This is a genomic window from Streptomyces sp. NPDC059668 (assembly GCF_042734135.1).
Lineage (GTDB): Bacteria > Actinomycetota > Actinomycetes > Streptomycetales > Streptomycetaceae > Streptomyces.
Genome location: NZ_JBHWEL010000001.1, coordinates 274,628 through 299,467, shown reverse-complemented (window position 1 = coordinate 299,467; position 24,840 = coordinate 274,628). Strand labels below are relative to the sequence as shown.

At 71.6% G+C, this 24,840-nt stretch carries 18 protein-coding genes and 1 riboswitch; of the genes, 9 read left to right on the top strand and 9 right to left on the bottom strand.

Going from position 1 to position 24,840, the window contains the following annotated elements:
• Window positions 1-101: 101 nt before the first annotated feature.
• The 3 genes from ACFV2J_RS01305 to ACFV2J_RS01295 all read right to left on the bottom strand — a co-directional run bounded on the left by ACFV2J_RS01305 (window position 102) and on the right by ACFV2J_RS01295 (window position 3,540).
• Window positions 102-1,016 (bottom strand): serine hydrolase, encoded by a 915-nt coding sequence (locus tag ACFV2J_RS01305; protein ID WP_385436884.1) that lies wholly within the window; start codon window positions 1,014-1,016, stop codon window positions 102-104.
• Between the two features lie 277 nt (window positions 1,017-1,293).
• The gene (locus tag ACFV2J_RS01300) at window positions 1,294-2,436 is read right to left on the bottom strand and encodes a PP2C family protein-serine/threonine phosphatase (RefSeq protein WP_385085259.1); all 1,143 of its coding nucleotides are present in this window, start codon (window positions 2,434-2,436) and stop codon (window positions 1,294-1,296) included.
• Between the two features lie 855 nt (window positions 2,437-3,291).
• Window positions 3,292-3,540, bottom strand: a complete 249-nt coding sequence (locus ACFV2J_RS01295) for a DUF5302 domain-containing protein (RefSeq protein WP_385436881.1) — start codon at window positions 3,538-3,540, stop codon at window positions 3,292-3,294.
• Between the two features lie 164 nt (window positions 3,541-3,704).
• Here ACFV2J_RS01295 and ACFV2J_RS01290 point away from each other — a divergent pair, with 164 nt between their 5' ends.
• Window positions 3,705-4,202 carry a peptidylprolyl isomerase gene (locus tag ACFV2J_RS01290; protein WP_385090250.1) on the top strand — a complete coding sequence of 166 codons (498 nt, stop codon included), beginning with the start codon at window positions 3,705-3,707 and terminating at the stop codon, window positions 4,200-4,202.
• A gap of 267 nt (window positions 4,203-4,469) precedes the next feature.
• Here ACFV2J_RS01290 and ACFV2J_RS01285 read toward each other — a convergent pair whose 3' ends face one another.
• Complete coding sequence (locus tag ACFV2J_RS01285; protein ID WP_385090253.1) at window positions 4,470-4,730, bottom strand: hypothetical protein; 261 nt, start codon at window positions 4,728-4,730, stop codon at window positions 4,470-4,472.
• A gap of 300 nt (window positions 4,731-5,030) precedes the next feature.
• On the opposite strand from ACFV2J_RS01285, the gene ACFV2J_RS01280 reads away from it, so the two are divergent.
• Window positions 5,031-8,237, top strand: coding sequence for an alpha-L-rhamnosidase (locus tag ACFV2J_RS01280; RefSeq protein WP_385090255.1), 3,207 nt, complete (start codon window positions 5,031-5,033; stop codon window positions 8,235-8,237).
• Between the two features lie 221 nt (window positions 8,238-8,458).
• A complete protein-coding gene (locus ACFV2J_RS01275; RefSeq protein ID WP_385090258.1) occupies window positions 8,459-8,893 on the top strand; it encodes a hypothetical protein in 435 nt (144 codons plus the stop codon).
• Window positions 8,894-9,010: 117 nt separating this feature from the next.
• Here the strand turns inward: ACFV2J_RS01275 and ACFV2J_RS01270 are convergent, their stop codons facing one another.
• Window positions 9,011-9,535 carry a CAP domain-containing protein gene (locus ACFV2J_RS01270; RefSeq protein ID WP_385437023.1) on the bottom strand — a complete coding sequence of 175 codons (525 nt, stop codon included), beginning with the start codon at window positions 9,533-9,535 and terminating at the stop codon, window positions 9,011-9,013.
• A 507-nt stretch (window positions 9,536-10,042) separates the two neighbouring features.
• On the opposite strand from ACFV2J_RS01270, the gene ACFV2J_RS01265 reads away from it, so the two are divergent.
• Window positions 10,043-10,267 carry a twin-arginine translocase TatA/TatE family subunit gene (locus tag ACFV2J_RS01265; protein ID WP_385090263.1) on the top strand — a complete coding sequence of 75 codons (225 nt, stop codon included), beginning with the start codon at window positions 10,043-10,045 and terminating at the stop codon, window positions 10,265-10,267.
• Between the two features lie 153 nt (window positions 10,268-10,420).
• Here the strand turns inward: ACFV2J_RS01265 and ACFV2J_RS01260 are convergent, their stop codons facing one another.
• Entirely contained in the window at window positions 10,421-10,996 is a 576-nt protein-coding gene (locus ACFV2J_RS01260) for a TerD family protein (RefSeq protein ID WP_168526017.1), read from the bottom strand.
• Between the two features lie 349 nt (window positions 10,997-11,345).
• Here ACFV2J_RS01260 and ACFV2J_RS01255 point away from each other — a divergent pair, with 349 nt between their 5' ends.
• On the top strand, window positions 11,346-12,635 hold the full coding sequence (locus ACFV2J_RS01255) for an LCP family protein (RefSeq protein WP_385090269.1): 1,290 nt from the start codon (window positions 11,346-11,348) through the stop codon (window positions 12,633-12,635).
• A 210-nt stretch (window positions 12,636-12,845) separates the two neighbouring features.
• Here the strand turns inward: ACFV2J_RS01255 and ACFV2J_RS01250 are convergent, their stop codons facing one another.
• The 3 genes from ACFV2J_RS01250 to ACFV2J_RS01240 all read right to left on the bottom strand — a co-directional run bounded on the left by ACFV2J_RS01250 (window position 12,846) and on the right by ACFV2J_RS01240 (window position 16,292).
• On the bottom strand, window positions 12,846-15,233 hold the full coding sequence (locus ACFV2J_RS01250; RefSeq protein WP_385090266.1) for an ATP-binding cassette domain-containing protein: 2,388 nt from the start codon (window positions 15,231-15,233) through the stop codon (window positions 12,846-12,848).
• 500 nt (window positions 15,234-15,733) lie between these two features.
• Window positions 15,734-15,991, bottom strand: coding sequence for a hypothetical protein (locus ACFV2J_RS01245; RefSeq protein ID WP_385092433.1), 258 nt, complete (start codon window positions 15,989-15,991; stop codon window positions 15,734-15,736).
• Window positions 15,978-16,292 (bottom strand): DUF6400 family protein, encoded by a 315-nt coding sequence (locus tag ACFV2J_RS01240; protein ID WP_385092430.1) that lies wholly within the window; start codon window positions 16,290-16,292, stop codon window positions 15,978-15,980. Before ACFV2J_RS01240 ends, ACFV2J_RS01245 begins: the two co-directional genes overlap by 14 nt.
• A gap of 578 nt (window positions 16,293-16,870) precedes the next feature.
• On the opposite strand from ACFV2J_RS01240, the gene ACFV2J_RS01235 reads away from it, so the two are divergent.
• The 4 genes from ACFV2J_RS01235 to metE all read left to right on the top strand — a co-directional run bounded on the left by ACFV2J_RS01235 (window position 16,871) and on the right by metE (window position 24,732).
• Window positions 16,871-18,685 carry a methylmalonyl-CoA mutase family protein gene (locus tag ACFV2J_RS01235; RefSeq protein WP_385436876.1) on the top strand — a complete coding sequence of 605 codons (1,815 nt, stop codon included), beginning with the start codon at window positions 16,871-16,873 and terminating at the stop codon, window positions 18,683-18,685.
• Window positions 18,685-20,856 carry a methylmalonyl-CoA mutase gene (gene scpA / locus ACFV2J_RS01230; RefSeq protein WP_385092424.1) on the top strand — a complete coding sequence of 724 codons (2,172 nt, stop codon included), beginning with the start codon at window positions 18,685-18,687 and terminating at the stop codon, window positions 20,854-20,856. The genes ACFV2J_RS01235 and scpA overlap by 1 nt, the downstream gene beginning before the upstream one ends.
• 5 nt (window positions 20,857-20,861) lie before the next feature.
• The gene (gene meaB, locus ACFV2J_RS01225; protein WP_385092421.1) at window positions 20,862-21,848 is read left to right on the top strand and encodes a methylmalonyl Co-A mutase-associated GTPase MeaB; all 987 of its coding nucleotides are present in this window, start codon (window positions 20,862-20,864) and stop codon (window positions 21,846-21,848) included.
• Between the two features lie 225 nt (window positions 21,849-22,073).
• Window positions 22,074-22,224, top strand: a riboswitch (cobalamin riboswitch).
• Between the two features lie 183 nt (window positions 22,225-22,407).
• Window positions 22,408-24,732: a 5-methyltetrahydropteroyltriglutamate--homocysteine S-methyltransferase gene (gene metE / locus ACFV2J_RS01220; protein ID WP_385092418.1), complete on the top strand. Its 2,325-nt coding sequence runs from the start codon at window positions 22,408-22,410 to the stop codon at window positions 24,730-24,732.
• Window positions 24,733-24,840: the final 108 nt, after the last annotated feature.

The following is a 24,840-nucleotide window of genomic DNA, read 5'->3' as shown; positions in this document are numbered from 1 at the left end:
GGTCTGTGGGTGGGTCGCTTTGTGTTTGACCCCGGCGGGGGCCGCGCGGCCCCGCGTGACCCCGGCGGGGGGGGGGGGGGGGGGCGCGCCGCCGGCGCGGGTCAGTGCCCGTCCGCCGAGGTGACCGCCGCCCGAGCCGCTCGCTCCACCAGCGCGACACCGTCCTCCATCGAGGTGCTGCCGTCCGAGAGGACCGCGACGAGGTAGCGGTGTCCGTCCACCATGATCCGTCCCACGCTGTTGACGTCCCAGAGCCCGGACGTGCTGCGCTGCAGCCAGCCGTTCTTCAGGGCCCACCCGGAGCCGCCGCCCCCGGCCGCCGAGACACCCCACGCCTGCTCGTTCGCGACGCCGGCCATCAGAGTCCGGACGTAGTTCCGGGACTCCTGGTTCAGCCCTCCGGCGGCCGCGGCCGGCTTGCCCGCCGTGCTGAACACCGCGCGCAGCAGGCGGATCTGGTCACTCGCCGTCGTCCGGGTCAGCCCCCAGCGGGTGCCGGTCCCGCCCTTCGTCCCGGTCAGGCCCAGACGCTTGTTGGCCGCCTCCAGACCGGGCGCCCGGCCGATCTCACGCCACAGCGCGTTCGCCGCCGCGTTGTCGCTGTGCCGGATCATCGGTTCGGCACGCGCGCGTTCCTGAGCGGTGAGCCCGCGTCCGGCGTCCTGCGCCTGAAGCAGCAGCGTCGCGAGGATGTCGACCTTGATGATGCTCGCGGTGTCGTACGTGACGTCGTCGCCGTACACCGTGGGTTCCCGGCCCGTGCCGTCGAGGTCGAGCACCGCCGCCGTCACGCGTGTCGCGGCCCGGGGTTCGGCCGCCGCCGGAGATCCGGCGTCGGCTCCGGTCCGTGCGGAGGGCCTGTCGACGGCGGCAGGCGCGGGTGCCGCCTGCGCCGTGCCGCCCGCGAGGAGCGCCGTCGACACGGCCAGGAGTACACCGGCGCCGCCGAGGGCACGCCTGCCCCGGTGTCTCGCCGGGGGCTCGGCGTGCTGGAGGGGGCGCGGTCGGATCGGCATCTTCAAGCGAGCCTCGACAAGTGGTGTGGAAGGGTCACTGAAGAGCGAACATAAACAAATCACGCACCACGCGGGGTGACCGGGGTCACGGCGGGCCTCTTCCCGGGCTGAATGTGAAAAGAGCCATAGGCGGGTGCCATCACCTCGGACGATCAGCGGGACCGGGCTCCCCGCCCGAGTTCCCGAGCGTCCGCCGCCCGCGCGGACCGCCCCTGTCCGCCCGCGTCGCCCCGTCCGCCTCCCGGGGAGGGCGGTCCCGTACGGTCTTACGTCCCGCTCAGCCCGCAGGCGCCGCGTGCCGCACTCGGGCCGGCGTCACCTGCTCTCCGGTGCGGCGGATGGCGATGAGGGCGGCGTCGTCGCCGAAACGTCCGCGGGCGTGCGCGAGCAGATCGTGCTGCACCCGCTGGAGGAGCGCCTCCGGTGGATGGCCGACCCACTGGGCGACGCGCTCCGCGAGCGGGTAGAAGACACCCTCGCGGTCACGGGCTTCGACGACACCGTCGGTGAACAGGAGCAGCGTGTCGTCCACGGCGAAGGGCAGCTCGGCCACCGTGACGTCGCCGGGATCGGTGAGACCGACCCCGAGCGGGGGCGCGGGGGCCAGATCCGGGGCGCTCACCGCGCTGCCCGGCCGCAGCAGCAGGGGCGCGAGGTGGCCGCAGCTGACCACCCGGACGACGGGTTCGTCGTCCGGGATCTCCAGCAGGAGCGCCGTGACGAAGCGCTCGCCCGCCTCGTCCGTGGGTTCGAAGTCGTCGAGGTATCTGGTGAGGCTCCGCTCCAGGGAGCCGGCCAGCGCGGGCAGCCCGGCGTTCTGGTGCACGGCCTCACGGAAGGCGCCGAGCAGGAAGGCCGCCTCCCCGATGGCCGGCAGGCCCTTGCCGCGCACGTCACCGATCACGACACGGGTGCCCTGCTCGCTGCGGGCGGCCGCGTAGAGGTCGCCGCCGATCTCGGCCTCCTCTTCGGCTGCCAGATAGACGCAGGCGAGCCGCAGGGTGCCGAGCCGGCTCGGCAGGGGCCAGAGCAGTACCCGCTGTGCGGCCTCGGCGACCGACCGTACCCGGGCCAGCTCACGGCTGTGCCGGTCGCGGACCACGGACAGGATGACGATCAGCGCGGAGAGCACGGCCAGGGCGAACAGCTGCACCAGCACGTTGCGTGACAGGAGCTGGCCCGAGCGCCAGCCGATGAAGGCCTGGGCCGCCATCGCCGCGGCCCCGACGCCGCCCGTGACGAGGGGGCCCGCGCCCCATGCGGTGATCGCGGGCGCGATGACCAGCAGCGGCCCCAGCACGATGTCGGAGGGGGCGACGATGTCGCTGACGGTGATGAGGACGATGAGCGCCACCGGGATCAGCAGCAGCAGACGGCTGGTCCGGCCCGCCTGCGCAAAGCCCCGATTCCACGCCGTCATGGTTTCCACAGTGCACCGACGCGCGCCGGGTCGCGAACCCGGGGATCACCCGGGGCCGACGACGTCTTCCTGACTTCTTACCTCCCGTGACCGCTCGTCGCCCGACACGACCGCGCGCTGTCACCGCCGTGCGCTCCGCGCCGGGAACACGGCACACGGACCCAGGCGGGTCCGCTCCGATCCCGTCCGGCGGGGCCCGAAGGTAAGAGTCCGGTGAGGGCCGGTGCCGGCCGCCGGTCCGGCGGGGTGCCGGCCGGCCCCCGGTTCATGGTCCCGCTCGAAGGTGTGGGAACACCGTTCCCGAGGCTCCCCAGGGAAGGCCCCCGGACCGCGGGCGCGGCCAGGGCTGTCGACGTGTCGATGTACCGATGTACCGATGTGCCGATGTGCCGATGTGCCGATGGCAAGCGGCCGGGCCCACGCCCGCGCATCAGCTTCGCGTGAGGGCCGGCGCCCCGCCGGCGGTGTCAACCCGGCCCTCCTTGAGAGGAGTTGCGAGCGCCGTCGCCACGGGAGCCGGACCGGGCGGGCAAATTGCCGTGCGCGACCGGGCGAGCGCTCCGACCGGCGTACGGTGCGGCAGCGGCGCCCCAGCCCCTACCGCCGGGGCGGCCCGCACCCCCGCCGAGCGGAGCCGTATGGCTTCCCGCCCCTGTCCGTACTTCTCCCGGCAGACGCACCCGGGACGGCCCGCCCCCGTCGAGGGGGGGCGGGCCGTGGGCGTACCACTTCGCGTGGCGGCCGTGCCCCCGCGGGCCCCGGCCCACCGCCGTGCGACCGATTCCCGGGGACCGGCTCTCGGCTCTCGGCCACCGGCCGGCACGCACACCGAAGGTGCGCGCGGTGAACTACGGCTCAGCCGCCGCTCTTGCGGCGGAACGACCGCTGACTGGACGCAGGTCCGTGCGCTCCGCGGATCTTCGACGCGTCCGGTTTGCCGTTGCCGCCGGTGCCGTCCGTCTGCAACCCGCGCTTGCGCGCCAGGGCCTCCCGGAACTTGCGCTTCAGGTCGTACTGGCCGTCCTCGTCGGGCGTCAGTGCGGGGCTCTCGGCCTCGGCCTCGGTGGGCTCCGAACCTTCTTGTGGCTGTGACTCGGCAGTCATGCTGACCTCCTGGGTTCGGGCGCTGGAAGGTACAGCTTGTCATGCCGCCACCGCGGGGACCGCCGCCGCCGGGACAGGGCCGGCCGGGCTAGCACGTCGGGTCCCAGCGCGTCACCCGGGGAGGTGTGTGCCATCGGAGAACGAAGAGATGTGAGGATGTCTTCATGAGCGACAACGTCTACTTCGACATCACCATCAACGACGAGCCCGCGGGCCGTATCGTCTTCAAGCTGTTCGACGACGTGGTCCCCCAGACCGCGAAGAACTTCCGTGAGCTGGCCACGGGCGAGCACGGCTTCGGCTACGAGGGTTCGAGCTTCCACCGGGTCATCCCGGACTTCATGCTTCAGGGCGGCGACTTCACCCGGGGCGACGGCACGGGCGGCAAGAGCATCTACGGCGAGAAGTTCGCCGACGAGAACTTCAAGCTGAAGCACACCAAGCCGGGTCAGCTGTCGATGGCGAACGCGGGTGCGAACACCAACGGCTCGCAGTTCTTCATCACCACCATCGTGACCGACTGGCTGGACAACAAGCACGTCGTCTTCGGCGAGGTCGTCGAAGGCATGGACATCGTCAAGCAGGTCGAGGCCCTCGGCTCCCGCAACGGTTCCACCAAGGCGAAGATCAGCATCGCCAAGTCCGGCATCGTCGGCGCCTGACAGCCACCGTACGTCGCCTCCCCCGAGCCCGGCCCCGGACAGCTCGCCTGTCACACGCAGGCGCCGGGCTCAGGGGCGGCCGCACATCCCGGAACGCCCCGGCCGCGGCTCCGCAAGGCACCCGCACGGAGTGCCCGAGCCGTAGCGGGGAACCGACGCGCCCCGGCTCCCCGCACCCGCACCCGCACCCGCACCCGCACCCGCACCCGGAAGCATTCAAAGACGCGGGACGTGAGACACGAGGACCGGGACGCGGGGCGCGGGGCCTCAGGGCTCGATCGGATGACCGCCGTCGCCGTCGACGACGATACGGTCCTCGCCCGGCTCGTCGGCTCGTTCGACCATCGTGACGTCCACCTGCCCGTCTCCTGTCGTGTCGAACTGGTAGAGGTCGGCCTTGCCGTCTCCCGTGGTGTCGGTCATCCACACATCGGGCTTCCCGTCACCGTTGGTGTCGGCACTGAGGACGACATGGTGCTCGTCCCCCCGGGTTTCGATCGCATCCGCCTGATCTTCGCCGTTGTTCATAGCGGCCGGTTGCCCGCCTCCGCGTCTCCGAAACGGCCCGCGCCGGAAGATGGACCCCCGCTCACGGTGGACACCGAGGACGGCGAAGGCACGCGCGCGACTCCCGTTCGGGCGACAGGAATTGAAACCGTTCAATCGGTCGCCTCGCGAGCATCCCAGGAACCACCGCAAGCGCGTTCCACGGTGACGGCTCGTCAAGAAAGTCCCTGCACGCTCATTGACCCTCACCCCCCACGCCCCTACGTTCACCTAAGTCCACCCGATGTGAATCGATTCATCATTCCTGCGTGAGGGGCCGTAGTGATCAGTAGGAGGAACATCCTGGCGGGCGCGGTGGCCACGGTGGGTGCCGTGGTCGTCGGAGCCGGACCAGCCGTGGCCGCACCGACCGCATCCGCTCCGGCGGGGCCCCGGCACGGCGCTCCGCGCGTCACGGTGCCGACCGTCGAGTACGTCCAGCACCCATTGGGCCTCGACGTGCAACACCCCCGGCTGAGCTGGCCGGTGGCCTCGGACGAGCCGGGCATGCGGCAGAGCGCGTATCAGATCCGCGTCGCCTCCAGCGCCTCGGGCCTGTCGCACCCGGACGTCTGGGACAGCGGCAAGGTCACCTCGGGCGAGTCCGTCCTCGTCCCCTACGCGGGCCCCCGACTCGAGCCGCGGACACGCTACTTCTGGACCGTGCGGGTGTGGGGCACCGACGGCGGAGTCTCCGGGTGGAGCGAGCCGTCGTGGTGGGAGACCGGCCTGATGGACGCCGCGCAGTGGTCCGCGGAGTGGATCTCCGCTCCCCCGGCCCTCACCGACGCGCCGTCCCTGGAAGGCAGCGCCTGGATCTGGTTCCCCGAGGGTGAACCGGCCAACAGCGCCCCGACGGCGACCCGTTGGTTCCGTCGTAGCGTCGATCTCCCGGCCGGGATCACCGCGGCCACGCTGGCCATCACCGCGGACAACGTCTACGCCGTCTCCGTGAACGGCACCGAGGTGGCCCGCACCGATCTGGCGACGGACAACGAGGGCTGGCGCCGTCCGGCCGTCGTCGACGTCCTCCCCCAGGTGCGTTCCGGCACGAACGTCCTCGCGGTCGCGGCGACCAACGCGAGCGAGGGGCCCGCGGGCCTGGTGGCCGTCCTGACCCTCCACACCGCCTCCGGCGACCAGCGGATCGTCACCGACGCCTCCTGGAGGTCGACGGACAAGGAGCCCTCCGGCACCTGGCGCGAGGCCGGTTTCGACGACAGCGCCTGGCCGGCGGCGAAGGAGGCCGCCGCGTGGGGGGCCGGACCGTGGGGCAGGGTCGTCCCCGCCTCGTACGCCGCCAACCAGCTGCGGCACGAGTTCAGGCTGCCCCGCAAGAAGGTCTCCCGCGCCCGCCTGTACGCCACGGCGCTCGGCCTGTACGAAGCCCACCTCAACGGCCGCCGCGTGGGCCGCGACCATCTCGCTCCCGGCTGGACCGACTACCGCGAACGCGTCCAGTACCAGGCGTACGACGTCACCACGCTGCTGCGGTCGGGCGGCAACGCCCTCGGCGTGTACGTCGCGCCGGGCTGGTACGCGGGCAACGTCGGCATGTTCGGTCCTCACCAGTACGGTGAACGTCCCGCGCTGCTGGCGCAGTTGGAGATCGAGTACACGGACGGGACGAGCGAGCGGATCACCTCGGGACCGGACTGGCGGGCCACCTCCGGGCCGATCGTCGCCGCCGACCTGCTGGGCGGCGAGACGTACGACGCACGCAAGGAGACCCCCGGCTGGACCTCTCCCGGCTTCGACGACCGGGCCTGGCTCGCCGTCCGCGGCGCGGGCGACGCCGCCCCCGCCCGGATCGTCGCGCAGGTGGACGGCCCGGTCCGGGTGGCCGAGGAACTCGCGGTCAAGAAGGTGACCGAACCCGAGCCGGGCGTCTTCGTCCTCGACCTGGGCCAGAACATGGTCGGCTCCGTGCGGCTGCGGGTGTCCGGCAGGGCGGGGACGACCGTACGTCTGCGGCACGCCGAGGTCCTCGAACCGGACGGCACCCTGTACACCGCGAACCTGCGCACGGCCGCGGCCACCGACACGTACACCCTCAAGGGCGGCGGCGAGGAGACGTACGAGCCCCGCTTCACCTTCCACGGCTTCCGCTACGTCGAGCTGACGGGATTCCCCGGTACGCCCACGGCGAAGACCCTGACCGGCCGGGTCATGCACACGTCCGCCCCCTTCACCTTCGAGTTCGAGACGAACGTCCCGATGCTCAACCAGCTGCACAGCAACATCACCTGGGGTCAGCGCGGCAACTTCCTCTCCGTCCCGACGGACACTCCCGCGCGCGACGAGCGGCTGGGCTGGACCGGCGACATCAACGTCTTCGCGCCGACCGCTACTTACACGATGGAGTCGGCCCGCTTCCTCGCCAAGTGGCTGGTCGACCTGCGCGACGGACAGACCGCGGACGGCGCGTTCACGGACGTGGCGCCCATGGTCGGCACGGTCGGCAACGGCGTCGCGGGCTGGGGCGACGCGGGCGTCACGGTTCCCTGGTCGCTGTACCAGGCGTACGGGGACCGGCAGGTGCTGGAGGACGCCTGGCCATCCGTCCAGTCCTGGCTGAAGTATCTGGAGAGGAACAGCGACAAGCTGTTGCGGCCGGCCGGTGGATACGGCGACTGGCTGAACGTCGACGACGAGACGCCGAAGGACGTCATCGCCACCGCGTACTTCGCGCACAGTGCCGACCTGGCGTCCCGGATCGCCCGGGAGATCGGCGAGGACGACGCGCCCTGGCTCGATCTCTTCGGCCGGATACGCGAGGCGTTCCGCAACGCCTATGTCACCCCCGACGGCAAGGTGAAGGGCGACACGCAGACGGCGTACGTCCTCGCCCTGTCGATGAACCTGCTGCCGGACGCCCTGAGGAAGGCCGCGGCCGACCGTCTCGTCGCCCTGATCGAGGCCAAGGACTGGCATCTGTCCACGGGCTTCCTCGGTACGCCCAGGCTGCTGCCCGTCCTCACCGACACGGGGCACACCGACGTCGCCTACCGTCTGCTGCAACAGCGCACGTTCCCCAGCTGGGGCTACCAGATCGACAAGGGCTCCACCACGATGTGGGAACGCTGGGACTCCATCAAGCCCGACGGGAGCTTCCAGACGCCGGACATGAACTCCTTCAACCACTACGCCTACGGCTCGGTCGGCGAGTGGATGTACACGAACATCGCGGGCATCGCGGCGGGCCGGCCCGGCTACCGCGAGATCGTCGTCCGGCCCCGCCCGGGCGGCGATGTCACCTCCGCCCGCGCCACGTTCACCTCGGTCTACGGACCGGTCTCCACCGAGTGGCACCTGCGGTCCGGCCGCTTCGCCCTCACCTGCACCGTGCCTCCCAATACGACCGCGGAGGTGTGGATCCCCGCGGTCGGTCCTCGGGCGGTCAGCCACGACCACGGCACCTTCCTGCGTGAGGAGGACGGCTGCGCGGTGTACCGGGTCGGTTCCGGCACCCACCGCTTCAGCGCGTAGGACGGGTCCCCACCGCGCGGGGTGAAGGGGCCGGGGTCCGGTCCCCTCACCCCGTGCGGCCGCCGCCGCGTGAACGGCACGAACCGGCTCCTCCCGGGCAGCACCCAGAGGTCGAGTAGCCGTCCACCCCTCACGCAAATAGCCTGGTACCAGACGATCCGACCGGTCAGGACGCCGTGCGCGCCACAGGGGGGACGCCTTCTCGTCAGGAGTCCAACGTGATGTCCACGCTCCGCTCTCGCACCGCCCGCGCCCTCGCCGCGGGTGCCCTGTCCGTGGCTCTGCTGTCGGCCGGCACGGCCGGCGCCTTCGCCGCCGGGCAGAGCGCCGTCTCGAACCCCGGTCTCACCCGGGCCGACACCACGAAGGTCGCGGCGTCCGACAAGGCCTCGATCACCATCAAGGCCGGCAAGGACGAGGTGAAGGCGGGAGAATCGGTCACCTTCACCGGACACTCCAAAGGCCTGAAGATCCATACCAAGGTGACGCTCCAGCACAAGAAGGACGGCAAGTGGAACTCGCTGAAGGCGAGCACCACGGTCAAGAACGGCAGCGGCTACACCCTGAACGCGAAGCTGCACACCAAGGGCAAGGAACAACTCCGCGTCGTGGCGGGCAAGGCCGTCTCACCGACCGTCACCGTCACCGTGAAGTAGCCGGTCCCGGCCGCGGCGTTCACTCGGTCGATCCGACAGGCGCCGCACCCCGGTCCGACGCGACCGTCGACCCACTCGCCTCCGCCCGACCCCACCGGCACCGAACGCGCCAGTGGGTCACACGGCGCCGCCGGGCGCCGGTCGGCGGGCCGTGCCGAAGTCCTGGGTCCAGTAGCTGCCGGGCTGCGCGAGGCCGACCCCGATCTCCCTGAACTCGCACGTCAGGATGTTGTGTCTGTGGCCGGGGCTGGACATCCAGGCCGCCATCACCGCGGCGGAGGTGGGGTATCCGTACGCGACGTTCTCGCCGTAGGAACTCCAGTCGTAGCCGGCACGCGCGATCCGGCGGCCCGGACCCGAACCGTCGGATCCCCGGTGCGACATGTTCCGGTGGTTCGCCATGTCCGCACTGTGGCGCCGAGCAGCCTTCGAGAGCTTCGCGTTCAGGGACACCGGGGGACAACCGGCTCTGGCACGTGCTCTGTTGACCAGTGCCACGACACGGGCCACGGGCACGGAAGCCCGGGCCACCACGTCAGGGGCGGCCGGGGGTGCGACGGCCGTCCTGGAGCCGGCCACGCCGGCCGGTCGTGCGGCCGGCGCCGCCGGCCGCGGAGCCCCCCGTCCCTCCGGACACGCCATGGCCGCGGACGGTGTCACCAGCGTACTCAGCGCGATCGCGGCGATGGCCGCCTTCCGGTGACGCGTCTTCCTGCGGTACTTCCTCAAACGAACCTCGCTGCGTGGTCACGGGACGTCTCCGGTGGCGTCGGCCCGGCGCGGACGCCGTGGTCGCGGTACGGGGGCGGTGGGCGGGAACGTCGTGGTCGGATCCTGGGTGCGCGGGGGCGACGAGCATCACCCCTACCCGTCCCCGTGGCGCACGACGACGCCCGCGTCGGATGCGCGGGCGCGCGGACCCGGCTCACGGGAGCGTGCCACCGACCGGCTCGTCCTCAGGACACCCCGCACGCGCGGCGAGTGGTGCGATCCGCCACGGCCCACCGACCGGGCCGTAAGCCGGAAGCCGGAAGCGGGACTTGCCGCGGAGGCACACCACCCGGATGCTTCTACAGCACTGTAGATTTACGCTGCGGCGGCCGGTACGCCGTACCGTGCGACGTCCCTCACCGAGAGAGAGCAGACCTGATGTTCGGCATGAGCGAACTGGCCGTGATCCTGCTTGTCGTCGTCGTGGTCCTCGGGATCAGGAAACTGCCCGAGCTGACGCGGTCGGCGGGGAAGGCCACCCGGATCCTCAAGAGCGAGGCCAGGGCGCTGAAGGAGCGGGACACCCCCGGTGAACCGGCCGGTCCGGGCCGGGTCGTCCAGGGCACCGTCATCCGGGAGGACGCGCGGTCACCGCGTCCCTGACGGCGTGGGAGGGAGCGTGGCCGCGGCGAAGTCCGTACGGTCCACCGGTCGCAGGCGGGACCCGTGACCCAGCGGGCCCCTCGCGGCCACGACAGGGGCCGGAGGCACGGACCGCGGCACGGTCCTCACCTCCGGCCCCTGTCAGGACGTTCGTCAGACGTTGACGCCGAAGTCGGCGGCGATCCCGGCCAGACCGGAGGCGTACCCCTGGCCCACCGCGCGGAACTTCCACTCCGTGCCGTTGCGGTACAGCTCCCCGAAGACCATCGCGGTCTCCGTCGAAGCGTCCTCGGACAGGTCGTAGCGGGCGAGTTCGGTGCCGCCGGCCTGGTTGACCACCCGGATGAAGGCGTTACGGATCTGCCCGAAGCTCTGCCCGCGGGACTCGGCGTCGTGGATCGACACGGGGAAGACGATCCTGTCGACGTCGGCGGGTACGGCGGCGAGGTTCACCTTGACGCTCTCGTCGTCGCCCTCGCCCTCACCGGTCAGGTTGTCACCGGTGTGCTCGACCGAACCGTCCGGGCTCTTCAGGTTGTTGTAGAAGACGAAGTGCTGGTCCGAGACGACCTTGCCCGACGCGTTCAACAGGAGCGCGGAGGCGTCCAGGTCGAAGTCGGCACCGGTGGTGGTCCGAACGTCCCAGCCCAGCCCCACCAGCACCGCGGTCAGACCCGGCGCCTCCTTGCTCAGCGAGACGTTGCCGCCCTTGCCCAGGGAAACACCCATGGCCGATCCCTCCACGTAGTCGGTCGGTGCGGGCCCGCCGAACGGCCCCGTTCAGAATCTACAACACTGTAGAAATCAGCACGGGGGCGGTGCGCGCCACCCCGACGACAATACGGCGCCCGGGAGCCCCGGGGCGGCCGTCGGGTGATGAACGCCGCGCCGCCCGGGAGCGTAACTCCGTTGACAGCTGCGTAGAGTTCGAGGCTCACGTGGCCGGACGGTCGTGAACAGCGTGGCGTCGGAGCGGGCGATCGGGCCGGAGGTGGTCGGGGTGGGGCAGCGGGGCGTACAGCGATCGGGGAGCGCCGGCGGGGGGCGGCGGCGAACTCTCCTTTGGGTCGCGGGAGTTCTGTCAGCGATACTTCTCGCCGTCGCCGGGGTCGGCGCGTGGGTCTACCAGGATCTCAACGACAACATCCAGGCCGCCGACCTCGACAACAAACTCGGTGAGGGCCGGCCCGCCAACCTCAGCCCGGGCTCCAAGAACATCCTGCTCGTCGGCTCGGACACCCGCGCGGGCGGCAACGCCAAGTACGGCAAGGGGTTGACGACCATGCAGTCGGACACCCTGATGGTGCTGCACATCGCCGCCAACCGGAAATGGGCCACCGCCGTCTCCTTCCCCCGCGACTCCTGGGTGCGGATCCCGGTCTGCGACAAGGGCGACGGCAGCGCGTCCACGGCTCACCGCTTCAAGATCAACGAGGCGTTCGCGATCGGCGGGAGCACCGGGAAGGTCGCCGACGCCGCCGCCTGCACCATCAAGACGGTCGAGCAGAACACCGGCCTGCGCATCGACCACTTCATGTCGATCGACTTCCAGGGCTTCAAGGGCATGGTCAACGCGCTGGACGGTATCGAGGTCTGCCCCAAGGCGGCCATCCACGACACCAAGGCCCATCTCGACCTGAAGGCCGGCTGCCAGACCGTCAGGGACGAGAAGGCCCTCGGTTACGTCCGCGCCCGCTACAGCGTCGGCGACGGCTCCGACCTCGGACGCATCGGCCGCCAGCAGGAGTTCATGCAGGCCCTCGCCGAGAAGGCGCAGTCGAAGCTGACCAGTCCCAGTTCCCTGTACGGCTTCCTCCAGTCCGCGACCAAGTCGCTCACCACGGACAAGGATCTGGCCGGCATCAAGCCTCTCTACGGCCTGGCTTCCCAGGTCAAGGGCATCCCGAGCGACCGTCTCGCCTTCCTGACCGTGCCGAACTACCCGCGCGAGGCGGACGCGCCCGCCGACAATGCCAACGTCGTGTGGCAATACCCGCAGGCCGCTGACCTGTTCACCGCGCTGGCCAAGGACCACGAAGTCCGCAAGAAGCAACTCCAGGCGGAGTCCAAGGACTTGGTGTACGCGTCGTCCGTACGCGTCCAGGTCCTCAACGGCACGGGAGTGGGCGGCCGGGCCGCGGCCGTCGCGGAGCGGCTCCGCGAGGAGGGCTTCACCGTCGTGGCCACCGGCAACGCGCCGTCTCCCGTACGCACGACGACGGTCAGCCACCCCGAGGGACTCGACCGGCAGGCCGCCGTACTCGTCTCCCGCCTTCCCGGGGTCTCCGCCGAGCGGAACGCCACGGCGGCGGCCGGCGTGGTGACCCTGGTGGTCGGCCCGGACCTCAAGCTCGACGCCCTGCGATAGCGGCCCCGCGCCGCGCGGGACGAGCGGGGCGGCCGCGCGGCACGAGTCGGTCGGTCGACGGGACGAGACCGGTTCGGAGCAGACGGCTCGCCCCGTGGGACCGGTCGGTCGCCTGGGCCCGGGGCGTGGTGCGAGGGTCTCGCCCGTCCCGCGATGCCCGGCACGCACTCTCCCCGCACGGGGCGGCGTTCGCCCCGTCGCGCCACCGGCTCAGCCGCCGACGTAGGCCGCGAGGTGCTCGCCGGTGACGGTGGAACGGGCGGCGACCAGATCGGCGGGGGTGCCCTCGAAGACGACCAGGCCGCCGTCGTGACCGGCGCCGGGCCCGAGGTCGATGATCCAGTCGGCGTGCGCCATGACCGCCTGGTGGTGCTCGACGACGATGACCGACTTGCCGGAGTCGACGAGTCGGTCGAGCAGACCGAGCAACTGCTCGACGTCGGCGAGGTGAAGGCCGGCGGTCGGCTCGTCGAGGACGTAGACACCGCCCTTGTCGGCCATGTGCGTGGCCAGCTTGAGCCGCTGCCGCTCGCCGCCGGACAGCGTGGTGAGCGGCTGGCCGAGGCTGAGGTAGCCGAGCCCGACGTCGGCGAGACGGCCGAGGACGCGGTGCGCGGCCGGCGTGTTCGCCTCGCCGGCGCCGAAGAACTCCTGGGCCTCGGTCACCGACATCGCGAGGACCTCGCTGATGTCGCGGCCACCGAGGTGGTACTCCAGCACCGACTGGTCGAACCGCTTGCCCTCGCACTCCTCACAGGTGGAGGTGACCCCGGCCATCATCGCCAGATCGGTGTAGATGACCCCGGCCCCGTTGCAAGCGGGGCAGGCGCCCTCGGAGTTGGCGCTGAACAGGGCCGGCTTCACGCCGTTGGCCTTGGCGAACGCCTTGCGGATCGGGTCGAGCAGTCCGGTGTACGTGGCCGGGTTGCTCCGTCGCGAGCCGCGGATCGCACTCTGGTCGACCGACACGACACCCTCGGCGGCGGGGACCGACCCGTGCACGAGCGAGCTCTTCCCGGAGCCGGCGACGCCCGTGACGACGGTGAGCACCCCGAGCGGGATGTCGACGTCGACATCCCTCAGGTTGTGCGTCGTCGCGCCGCGGATCTCCAGCGTCCCGGTGGGCTCGCGCACCGTCTCCTTGACCGAGGCCCGGTCGTCGAAGTGCCGGCCGGTGATGGTGCCGCCCGTCCGCAGGCCCTCGACCGTGCCCTCGAAGCAGAGGGTGCCGCCTCCCGTGCCGGCACCGGGGCCGAGGTCGACGACGTGGTCGGCGATCGCGATCACCTCCGGCTTGTGCTCCACGACGAGCACCGTGTTGCCCTTGTCCCGCAGGCGCAGCAGCAGGCCGTTCATGCGTTGGATGTCATGCGGATGCAGGCCTGTGGTCGGTTCGTCGAAGACGTACGTGACGTCGGTGAGCGAGGAGCCGAGGTGGCGGATCATCTTGACGCGCTGGGCCTCGCCGCCCGACAGGGTGCCCGAGGGCCGGTCGAGCGAGAGGTAGCCGAGGCCGATCTCGGCGAACGAGTCGAGGGTGTGCCCCAGCGCAGCCAGCAGCGGAGCGACGGACGGTTCGTCCACACCCCGTACCCACTCGGCCAGGTCGCTGATCTGCATCGCGCAGGCGTCGGCGATGCTGATCCCGGCGATCTTCGACGAGCGGGCCGCCTCGCTGAGCCGGGTGCCGTCGCACTCGGGGCAGACGGTGAACGTCATCGCGCGCTCCACGAACGCGCGGACGTGCGGCTGGAGCGCGTCGACGTCCTTGGACAGCATCGACTTCTGGATCTTCGGGATCAGGCCCTCGTACGTCAGGTTGATCCCGTCGACCTTGATCTTGGTCGGCTCCTTGTGGAGGAGGTCGTGGAGCTCCTTCTTGGTGTACTTGCGGATCGGCTTGTCCGGGTCGAAGAAGCCGCTGCCCTTGAAGATGCGGCCGTACCAGCCGTCCATGCTGTAGCCGGGGATCGTGAGGGCACCCTCGTCGAGCGACTTGCTGTCGTCGTACAGCTGGGACAGGTCGATGTCGGTGACCGTGCCCCGGCCCTCGCAGCGCGGGCACATGCCGCCGAGGCGGTTGAAGGTCGCCTTCACCGCCTTCTTCGCACCCCGCTCGACCGTGATCGCGCCGCTCGCCCGGACCGAGGGCACGTTGAAGGCGAAGGCGCCCGGCGAGCCGATGTGCGGTTGCCCGAGCCGGCTGAAGAGGATGCGCAGCATCGCGTTGGCGTCGGTGGCGGTGCCCACCGTGGAGCGCGGGTCGGCGCCCATGCGCTGCTGGTCCACGATGATCGCGGTGGTCAGGCCTTCGAGTACGTCGACCTCGGGCCGCGCCAGGGTGGGCATGAAGCCCTGCACGAAGGAGCTGTAGGTCTCGTTGATCAGCCGCTGCGACTCCGCGGCGATCGTGCCGAACACCAGGGAGCTCTTGCCCGATCCGGAGACTCCGGTGAAGACGGTCAGCCGCCGCTTCGGGATCTCGACGCTGACGTCCTTGAGGTTGTTCACGCGCGCGCCGAGCACGCGGATCAGGTCGTGGCTGTCGGCACCGTGCGGCGCAGGCGGCTGCGTGCCCGTCCTCGTGACCTTGCTCATCGTGTCTCCATCTGTCGCGCGGGGCCGCGCTCGCGGTCCCGGTCGGCGTCGCCCGGCTCGATCTAACCACCTTCGGGTACCACGTCCGTCCCGCTGCCGCCACGGCCCGTGGGCCCTGGATCCCGGGCGTACGGAGTACCGCCGGGGCCCTCGTGCGGCGTCCCTCGGCCGAGGCGTCGGGCCGGCGGAAGCCGGCGCGGTGGGTGACGTCCCCGACCGTCACGCTAGCCGTGGCCGACCGGTCCGGGCTTCTCGATTCCTGATCGATCCGGTCGCCCGGGGCCGCGGGGCCGGTACGACGGGTGCGGGCCGCGTACGAGCGCGTCGCGCCGGGGCGGGGCGTCCCGGGCGACCGGTGACCGACGGGTGCGCGGAGCGCGAGGAGGCGCGACGGCCGGGTGGACGCGGCGGCGGCGCGGACGGACAGGCTGCCCGGCGGCCCCCCGATCGGACCGTGCGGGAGGCGACCGGCCGGACGATGATTGCGCCCGGCCCGGCGGTCAGCCCCGCGGGCCGCCGCCGACGACGCGGTTCCACAGGGACCGCGTGGCGCCGAAGCCGCTCTCGTGCACCCAGACGTGCGTGCACGACGGGCACTGCAGGTGGAGCAGGCTGCCGGTGTTGGTGAGCAGATAGCGCCAGTGCTCGGAGCAGGTGCGCCGCTGCTCGCACGGCTCGCAGCCGCGGCTGTCGTCGCAGTTCGGACAGGCCACCCAGGCGCGGCGCCCGCGGTCCGCCTGCGGGTCAAGCGGCAGCATGACCGCCGCCTCGGCGGGGAAGCACACCGGCCGCGACGAGGTCGTCGTACACCCGTCGTTGCTCCTCGTCGAGACCGGAGTACAGGAGGTCGTACGCCGCCTCCTCGCCGCGCAGCGCCTCCACCGGACTCCAGTCCGCGCCGAGCGCGTCCAGGACGTGGGCCTGCCGGAGCACCTCCTGCGAGGTGAGGTCGACGGTGAAGTCCACCAGCTCGGGCTCGTCGGGTCGGCCGGCTTCGGGCGTGGGCCGGCCGGCGGCCTCGTCCGGGCCGTGCGGATGTGGGGGGTTATGTGAAGCCATGACACAGAACTTAGGTTTGCCTTTCTTCCTGCGGCAAGAGGGGGTGGGGGAAGTCACAGCAGGTCGGCGACAGGATCGGTACTCCTCGTCACCCACGGCGACGGCCCACCGCCGGGCAGCGCGGCACCCTGGACGGCGGCGCGGTGACCCAGGCGTCACCACGGGTGAGCATTCCTGCCGGAACCGACCAGAAGGGGATCATGCGGGTCGATACCACCGATCACCCGGACGATCGATCCCGTGGCGCTCCCCCGGCCCGCGGCCACGATGTCGGGACCGCGCCGCCCGCCACTCCGCCGCGTCACCGGCCGCCGAAGGCCGTCTCCAGGGGCTGACCGGCCGTCAGGACCCCGCACCACCAGCCTTCTTCCGGTCCCGGGGCCGCCCGCGTCCGACGTTCCGGCGCCCCGGCCCGTGTCGTACCCGGCGTCACCTTCGACCGCGGCACCCGGCATTGTCCGACGAGGTCGTGCTCTCGTGACGGACAACCGGCCGAACGGCCAAAAGATATGAGAAGAGTGCTAGGTCACAGCCGCGCCCTCTGCTGCCCCTTTGTGGGTCTGCCCTAGCATCCGAGCATGACGGTCCTGCCTGACGACGAGTTTTCGCTGGCCGCCGAGTTTCCTGACGCGACTCATGAGCAGTGGCAGCGCCTCGTGGAAGGCGTACTGCGCAAGTCGGGCAAGGAAGTCTCGGGCTCAGCGGCCGAAGACGCCCTGTCCACCACCGTGGAGGACGGGCTCACGACGCGCCCCCTGTACACCGCGCTCGACTCCGCGCCCGATTCCGGCTTCCCCGGCTTCGCTCCCTTCGTACGCGGGGGCCGTGCCGACGGGAACACCACCGCCGGCTGGGACGTACGGCAGCGGCACGCGGCGGTCGCGGACGGCGCGGTGCTCGCCGATCTGGAGAACGGCGTCACCTCCCTCTGGCTGCTCGTCGGCGGCAACGGCATCCCGGTGTCGGCGCTCCCCGGTGTCCTGGACGGCGTCTATCTCGATCTGGCGCCCGTGGTCCTGGACGCGGGGCACGAAACCGAGTCCGCGGCCCGGGAGTTGCTGGCGCTGTACGAGAAGCGCGGCGTCGCGGCAGGGGACGTACGCGGAAATCTCGGCGCCGACCCGCTGGGCCATGAGGCCCGTACGGGGAAGGCGTCCGGCTTCGCGCCGGTGACGGAACTCGCGCGGCGCTGCGCCGCGGAGTACCCGGGACTGCGGGCGCTCACCGTGGACGCGCTGCCGTACCACGAGGCCGGCGGCTCCGCCGCGCAGGAACTGGGCTGCTCGCTCGCCACCGGCGTCGCCTATCTGCGGGAACTGACCGCGGCGGGGGTGCCCGTCGAACTCGCCGCCGGTCAGCTGGAGTTCCGCTACGCGGCCACCGCCGACCAGTTCCTGACCGTCGCCAAGCTGCGGGCCGCGCGCCGCCTGTGGGCCCGGGTCGCCGAGGTCTGCGAGGCCCCCGGCGCACAGCTCCAGCACGCCGTGACCTCACCGGTGATGATGTCGCGCCGCGACCCGTGGGTGAACATGCTGCGCACGACGGTCGCCACACTGGCGGCCGGGGTCGGCGGCGCCGACGCGGTCACCGTGCTCCCTTTCGACGACGCGCTCGGTGTGCCGGACGCGTTCGCGCGGCGCATCGCCCGCAACACCTCGACGATCCTGGTCGAGGAGTCGCACCTGGCCCGGGTGATCGACCCGGCGGGCGGGTCCTGGTACGTGGAGAAGCTCACCGACGAACTGGCCCACGCGGGCTGGGAGTTCTTCCAGCGGATCGAGGCGGCGGGCGGCCACGCGGCCGCGCTGCGCTCGGGCCGGGTCGGCGAGGACCTCGCCAGGACCTGGGCCGCACGCAGCGCGAAGCTCGCCCAACGGCGCGAACCCATCACCGGCGTCAGCGAGTTCCCGCATCTCGCGGAGCGCCTCGTGGAACGCGCACCCGCGCCCGAGCCGCCGTCAGGAGGCCTTCCCCGGGTGCGGCGCGACGAGGCGTACGAGACGTTGCGCGCCCGCTCCGACGCCCATCTCGCGGCCACCGGCGCCCGGCCACGGATCTTCCTGGCCACCCTGGGCCCCGCCGCCGCCCACACCGCTCGGGCGACCTTCGCCTCGAACCTCTTCCAGGCGGGCGGCATCGAACCGGTCACCGGGGAGCCCACCCCCGAGGCGTTCACCGCCGCCGGTGCCACCGAGGTCTGTCTGTGTTCGAGCGACGCGCTGTACGAGGAGCGCGCCGAAGCGGCCGTCGAGGTGCTCAGGTCGGCGGGGGCACGGCATGTGTTCCTCGCCGGACGCCCCGGGCAGTACACCGATGTCGACGCGTACGTGTTCGCGGGCTGCGACGCCGTGGACGTGCTCTCCACCACCCTCGACCGCATGGGAGTGTCCTGATGGGAATCCCCGACTTCTCCGGGATCGAACTGGGCACGCCCACCACGGAGGGCGGTGCCGACGAGTGGCGCGCCGCCGTCAAGGGCGCGTCCGGAGGCGACGACCTGCTCTGGGAGACGCCCGAGGCCATCGCGGTCAAGCCGTTGTACACCGGCCGTGACCTGGAGGGCCTGGACTTCCTGGGCACCTACCCGGGCGTCGCGCCGTATCTGCGCGGCCCGTACCCGACGATGTACGTCAACCAGCCCTGGACGATCCGCCAGTACGCCGGGTTCTCCACCGCCGAGGAGTCCAACGCGTTCTACCGCCGCAACCTGGCGGCCGGTCAGAAGGGCTTGTCCGTCGCCTTCGACCTGCCGACCCACCGCGGCTACGACAGCGACCACCCACGGGTGACCGGCGACGTCGGCATGGCGGGCGTCGCCATCGACTCGATCTACGACATGCGGCAGCTCTTCGACGGCATCCCGCTGGACAGGATGACGGTGTCGATGACGATGAACGGCGCGGTGCTGCCCGTGCTGGCGCTGTACATCGTGGCCGCGGAGGAGCAGGGCGTACCGCCCGAGAAACTGGCCGGGACCATCCAGAACGACATCCTCAAGGAGTTCATGGTCCGCAACACCTACATCTACCCGCCGAAGCCGTCGATGCGGATCATCTCCGACATCTTCGCCTTCACCTCCCAGCGGATGCCGCGGTACAACTCCATCTCCATCTCCGGGTACCACATCCAGGAGGCGGGCGCGACCGCCGACCTGGAGCTGGCCTACACCCTCGCGGACGGCGTGGAGTACCTGCGGGCCGGCCAGGAGGCCGGACTGGACGTGGACGCGTTCGCTCCCCGGCTCTCGTTCTTCTGGGCGATCGGCATGAACTTCTTCATGGAGATCGCCAAGATGCGGGCCGCCCGGCTGCTGTGGGCCAAGCTGGTCCGGCAGTTCGACCCGAAGAACGCCAAGTCCCTGTCCCTGCGCACGCATTCGCAGACCTCGGGTTGGTCGCTGACCGCGCAGGACGTGTTCAACAACGTGACGCGGACGTGTGTGGAGGCGATGGCCGCCACCCAGGGGCACACGCAGTCGCTGCACACCAACGCCCTCGACGAGGCGCTCGCCCTGCCCACCGACTTCTCGGCCCGGATCGCCCGCAACACGCAGTTGCTGATCCAGCAGGAGTCGGGCACGACGCGGGTGATCGACCCGTGGGGCGGCAGCGCGTACGTGGAGAAGCTGACGTACGACCTGGCCCGCCGGGCCTGGCAGCACATCGAGGAGGTCGAGGCGGCGGGCGGCATGGCGCAGGCCATCGACGCGGGCATCCCGAAACTGCGTGTGGAGGAGGCCGCGGCCCGTACCCAGGCCCGGATCGACTCGGGCCGTCAGCCGGTCATCGGCGTCAACAAGTACCGGGTCGACACCGACGAACAGATCGACGTCCTCAAGGTCGACAACTCGTCCGTACGGACCCAGCAGATCGAGAAGCTGCGGCGGCTGCGCGCGGAGCGCGACGAGTCGGCGTGCCAGGATTCGCTGCGCGCGCTGACGGCGGCCGCCGGGGGCACCGGCAACCTGCTGGAACTGGCGGTGAACGCGGCCCGCGCCAAGGCCACCGTCGGTGAGATCTCCGACGCCCTGGAGAAGGTCTACGGGCGGCACGCGAGCCAGATCCGTACGATCTCCGGTGTGTACCGCAACGAGGCAGGCGAGTCGCCGTCCGTGGAGCGCACCCGCACGCGGGTGGACGCCTTCGAGGAGTCAGAGGGCCGACGGCCGCGCATCCTGGTGGCCAAGATGGGCCAGGACGGCCACGACCGCGGACAGAAGGTCATCGCCACCGCCTTCGCCGACCTCGGCTTCGACGTGGACGTCGGCCCGCTGTTCCAGACCCCCGCCGAGGTGGCACGTCAGGCCGTCGAGGCCGACGTGCACATCGTCGGGGTGTCCTCGCTGGCCGCCGGGCACCTCACCCTGGTCCCGGCGCTGCGCGAGCAGCTGGCCGAGGAGGGACGCGAGGACATCATGATCGTGGTGGGCGGGGTGATCCCTCCGCAGGACGTGCCGACCCTGCTGGAGATGGGCGCGGCGGCCGTCTTCCCGCCGGGAACGGTGATCCCGGACGCGGCGTACGACCTGGTGGAACGGCTGGCCACCGGTCTCGGACACGGCTGAGCCCCATGACGATCGACCTCGACTCCTATGTGAAGGGCGTGCTCGACGGGAAGCGTGCGTACATCGCACGGGCCATCACTCTCGTCGAGTCGACCCGGGCCGACCACCGCTCCCTGGCACAGGCCCTGTTGACCGAGTTGCTGCCGCACGGCGGCAGGGCCCGGCGCATCGGCATCACCGGGGTGCCCGGTGTGGGCAAGTCGACCTTCATCGACGCGCTCGGCACGATGCTCACCTCGCTCGGGCACCGGGTCGCGGTGCTCGCCGTCGACCCCTCGTCGAGCCGTACGGGCGGTTCGATCCTGGGTGACAAGACCCGGATGGAGCGCCTGGCGGTGGACCCCGCCGCCTTCGTGCGTCCCTCCCCCACCGCCGGCACCCTCGGCGGGGTGGCGAAGGCCACGCGGGAGTCGATGGTGGTGATGGAGGCGGCGGGCTACGACGTGATCCTGGTGGAGACGGTGGGCGTCGGCCAGTCGGAGACCGCCGTGGCGAACATGGTCGACTCCTTCCTGCTGCTCACCCTGGCCCGCACCGGCGACCAGCTCCAGGGCATCAAGAAGGGCGTCCTGGAGCTCGCGGACGTGATCACCGTCAACAAGGCGGACGGCCCGCACGAGCGCGACGCGCGTTCCGCGGCACGGGAGTTGGCGGGCGCCCTTCGTCTGATGCACCCGGTGGACGCGGCGTGGACTCCCCCCGTGCTGAGTTGCAGCGCCCGCGAGTCGACCGGTCTGGACACCGTCTGGGAGCGCCTCGAACAGCACCGGGTCCTGCTGGACTCCACCGGCCGCCTCGCCGCCAAGCGCCGCGACCAGCAGGTCGACTGGACCTGGACGATGGTCCGCGACGAGCTCCTCGGCCGGCTGCACGCGGATCCGGCGGTACGAGCCCTCACGCCCGCCCTCGAACGACAGGTACGGGACGGGGAGTTGACCGCCACGCTGGCGGCGGAACGCATCCTGGGCGTGTTCGGCGGCGCGGCGAACTGACGCACCGCTCCGCCCGTCCCTGACGTGACCCGGCACCGTGTCCGCGGGACGGACACGGTGCCCACCGGGTCACGCCCTGCGCACCCGTCCTGTTAGCCGTGCGCGACCACGGCCGTTGTCGCACGCCACCGTCCGCCATGTGAGCCGCTTCCCCCACGAGACCGCGTCGACCTCTAGGCTGGGCGGTGCAGCTGGTTCGCCCCGTCCGCCAGGCGGGATGCGTCGTAAGAGGGAACCCGGTGGGAATCCGGGACTGCCCCGCAGCGGTGAGTGGGAACGACCGCCGTCATACGCACTGGGCCCGGCCGGGTCTGGGAAGCGACGGCCAGTAGGTGGACGCCCTCCGGGGAAGCCGCGCCCATGAGTCCGAAGACCTGCCCGTTGCCCGCACGCGACCGTTCGCGCGCGGACATCCCGGTGACCTCGTGGGCGGGTCGGCGTGCACACCGGCGGACGACCGTGCTTCCTGGCGCGGGCGGTTTCCGCCCGGTCCGTCACCCCTTCGCGTTCACGTCCCGCCGCCGGGATCTCAAGGAGACATCTCGCGAAGGAGATTTCCGTGACAGCGAAGTCCGCAGCCGCGGCAGCACGGGCCACCGTGTACGGCTACCCCCGCCAGGGACGGAACCGGGAACTGAAGAAGGCCGTCGAGGGCTACTGGAAGGGCCGCGTCGACGCCGGCACCCTCCGGACCACCGCCGCGGATCTGCGCCGCGACACCTGGCGGCAGCTGGCGGAGTCAGGCATCCACGAGGTGCCCACCGGTGACTTCTCGTACTACGACCACGTCCTCGACACCAGCGTCATGGTCGGCGCCGTCCCCCAGCGGCACCGCAAGGCCGTCGAGGACGACGCCCTCGACGGGTACTTCGCGATGGCGCGCGGCACCCAGGACGTGGCGCCGCTGGAGATGACCAAGTGGTTCGATACCAACTACCACTACCTGGTGCCCGAGTTGGGCCCGGACACGGTGTTCAGGACGGACTCCGCCCAGCAGGTCGGGCAACTCGGGGAGGCGATCGCCCTCGGCCTCACCGCCCGGCCCGTCCTGGTCGGCCCGGTCACCTATCTCCTGCTGGCCAAGCCGGCGCCCGGTGTCGCCGCGGACTTCGACCCGCTGACCCTGCTGGACCGGCTGCTGCCCGTCTACGCCGAGGTGCTCGCCGACCTGCGTGCGGCGGGAGCCGAGTGGGTACAGCTGGACGAGCCCGCCCTGGTCCAGGACCGTACGCCCGCCGAACTCGGCGCCGCCGCACGCGCCTACCGGGCCCTCGGCGCGCTGACCGACCGGCCGAAGCTGCTGGTCGCCTCGTACTTCGACCGGCTCGGTGACGCGCTGCCCGTCCTGGCCAAGGCCCCGGTCGAGGGACTCGCCCTGGACTTCACGGAGTCGGCCTCCGCCAACCTCGACGCGCTCGCCGCCGTCGGCGGACTGCCCGGGAAGCGTCTGGTCGCCGGAGTCGTCAACGGCCGCAACATCTGGGTCAACGACCTGGAGAAGTCCCTCGCCACCCTCGCCACCCTGCTCGGGCTGGCCGACCGGGTGGATGTCTCCGCCTCCTGCTCCCTGCTGCACGTTCCGCTCGACGCGTCCGCCGAACGGGACATCGACCCGCAGATCCTGCGCTGGCTCGCCTTCGCCCGCCAGAAGACGACCGAGATCGCCACCCTCACCAAGGGCCTCACCCGGGGCACCGGCGCCATCGCCGCCGAACTGGCCGCCAACCGCGCCGGCCTCGCCTCCCGCGCGGCCTCCGCGATCACCCACGACCCGGACGTACGCGCCCGCACCTCGGCCGTCACGGACACGGACGCCCACCGCTCCCAGCCGTACACCGAGCGGGCCACCGCCCAGCGCGCGCACCTGGGTCTCCCCCTGCTGCCGACCACCACCATCGGGTCCTTCCCGCAGACCGCCGAACTGCGCACCGCACGCGCCGATCTGCGCACCGGCCGGATCGACCTCGCCGGGTACGAGGAACGCATCAGGGCCGAGATCGGCGCGGTGATCTCCTTCCAGGAGAAGGCCGGCATCGACGTCCTCGTGCACGGCGAGGCCGAACGCAACGACATGGTGCAGTACTTCGCCGAACAGCTCACGGGCTATCTGGCCACGCGGCACGGGTGGGTCCAGTCGTACGGCACCCGTTACGTCCGGCCGCCGATCCTGGCCGGTGACGTCTCGCGGCCCGAACCGATGACCGTGCGCTGGACCACGTACGCCCAGTCACTCACCACCAAGCCGGTCAAGGGCATGCTCACCGGACCCGTCACCATGCTCGCCTGGTCCTTCGTCCGCGACGACCAGCCCCTCGGCGACACCGCCCGCCAGGTCGCCCTCGCCCTGCGCGACGAGGTCGACGACCTGGAGAGCGCGGGGACGTCGGTCATCCAGGTCGACGAACCCGCACTGCGCGAGACCCTGCCCCTGCGCGCCGCCGACCGCCCCGCCTACCTGGACTGGGCCACCCGGGCCTTCCGCCTCACCACCAGCGGCGTCCGCCCCGGCACCCAGATCCACACCCACATGTGCTACGCCGAGTTCGGCGACATCGTCCAGGCCATCGACGACCTCGACGCCGACGTCATCAGCCTGGAAGCGGCCCGCTCCCACATGCAGGTCGCCCACGAACTCGCCGCCCACGGCTACCCCCGCGAGGCCGGACCCGGCGTCTACGACATCCACTCACCCCGCGTCCCCAGCAGCGACGAGGCCGCCCGACTCCTGCGCACCGGACTCGAAGCCATCCCCGCCGAACGGCTGTGGGTCAACCCCGACTGCGGCCTGAAGACCCGCGCCTGGCCCGAGGTGCGCTCCGCGCTGGACAACCTGGTGACGGCGGCCCGAGAGGTCCGGGGCGACCTGGGTTCGACGGCCTCCTGACACCGGTGCGGGCGGGGGGGGGCCGGGCGGGGGGGCCCCCCCCCCCGGGCCCCCCGCCCCCGGCGCCGCCGCCCGGGCCCCCCGGGGCCCCCGCGCGGCGCCCAAACC

Excerpts from the sequence above, each read along its gene's own strand:
- ACFV2J_RS01305 (WP_385436884.1), bottom strand. The coding sequence starts at position 1,016 with ATGCCGATCCGACCGCGCCCCCTCCAGCACGCCGAGCCCCCGGCGAGA.
- ACFV2J_RS01300 (WP_385085259.1), bottom strand. The coding sequence starts at position 2,436 with ATGACGGCGTGGAATCGGGGCTTTGCGCAGGCGGGCCGGACCAGCCGT.
- ACFV2J_RS01295 (WP_385436881.1), bottom strand. The coding sequence starts at position 3,540 with ATGACTGCCGAGTCACAGCCACAAGAAGGTTCGGAGCCCACCGAGGCC.
- ACFV2J_RS01290 (WP_385090250.1), top strand. The coding sequence starts at position 3,705 with ATGAGCGACAACGTCTACTTCGACATCACCATCAACGACGAGCCCGCG.
- ACFV2J_RS01285 (WP_385090253.1), bottom strand. The coding sequence starts at position 4,730 with ATGAACAACGGCGAAGATCAGGCGGATGCGATCGAAACCCGGGGGGAC.
- ACFV2J_RS01275 (WP_385090258.1), top strand. The coding sequence starts at position 8,459 with ATGTCCACGCTCCGCTCTCGCACCGCCCGCGCCCTCGCCGCGGGTGCC.
- ACFV2J_RS01270 (WP_385437023.1), bottom strand. The coding sequence starts at position 9,535 with ATGGCGTGTCCGGAGGGACGGGGGGCTCCGCGGCCGGCGGCGCCGGCC.
- ACFV2J_RS01265 (WP_385090263.1), top strand. The coding sequence starts at position 10,043 with ATGTTCGGCATGAGCGAACTGGCCGTGATCCTGCTTGTCGTCGTCGTG.
- ACFV2J_RS01260 (WP_168526017.1), bottom strand. The coding sequence starts at position 10,996 with ATGGGTGTTTCCCTGGGCAAGGGCGGCAACGTCTCGCTGAGCAAGGAG.
- ACFV2J_RS01250 (WP_385090266.1), bottom strand. The coding sequence starts at position 15,233 with ATGAGCAAGGTCACGAGGACGGGCACGCAGCCGCCTGCGCCGCACGGT.
- ACFV2J_RS01245 (WP_385092433.1), bottom strand. The coding sequence starts at position 15,991 with ATGCTGCCGCTTGACCCGCAGGCGGACCGCGGGCGCCGCGCCTGGGTG.
- ACFV2J_RS01240 (WP_385092430.1), bottom strand. The coding sequence starts at position 16,292 with ATGGCTTCACATAACCCCCCACATCCGCACGGCCCGGACGAGGCCGCC.
- ACFV2J_RS01235 (WP_385436876.1), top strand. The coding sequence starts at position 16,871 with ATGACGGTCCTGCCTGACGACGAGTTTTCGCTGGCCGCCGAGTTTCCT.
- scpA (WP_385092424.1), top strand. The coding sequence starts at position 18,685 with ATGGGAATCCCCGACTTCTCCGGGATCGAACTGGGCACGCCCACCACG.
- meaB (WP_385092421.1), top strand. The coding sequence starts at position 20,862 with ATGACGATCGACCTCGACTCCTATGTGAAGGGCGTGCTCGACGGGAAG.